Below are 257 nucleotides of genomic sequence, written 5' to 3' on the forward strand. Positions count from 1 at the left end.
ATCAAATACTGCTCTAGCAGCACCTAACCCTCTGCTACACTTTATCGAGAACACTGCTAACGCCAGTTATATTGTTAATAATGGTACTAACCTTAATCTAAATAGTACTTCTAACCAAGTAAGTGTCCAGTCGTCTGCTTTTCCTAAGTATGGTATCAACTTAACCCAGCCTGCCACACAAACTGTGGAGACAGACACAACCGTCAGCTGGGTAAACGTACTTTCAAATATTAGCTACAGCGAACAGACCATCGATT

The 257-nt window shown here is 41.2% G+C and carries 1 protein-coding gene; it reads left to right on the plus strand.

Annotation, left to right across the window (positions count from 1 at the left end; translation table 11 throughout):
- Window positions 1–257, plus strand: a 257-nt coding sequence (locus AAEZ06_RS27715) for a hypothetical protein (protein ID WP_350617349.1), incomplete at both ends; no start/stop codon positions are given.

This window comes from Pseudomonas sp. HY7a-MNA-CIBAN-0227 (assembly GCF_040310325.1).
Lineage (GTDB): Bacteria > Pseudomonadota > Gammaproteobacteria > Pseudomonadales > Pseudomonadaceae > Aquipseudomonas.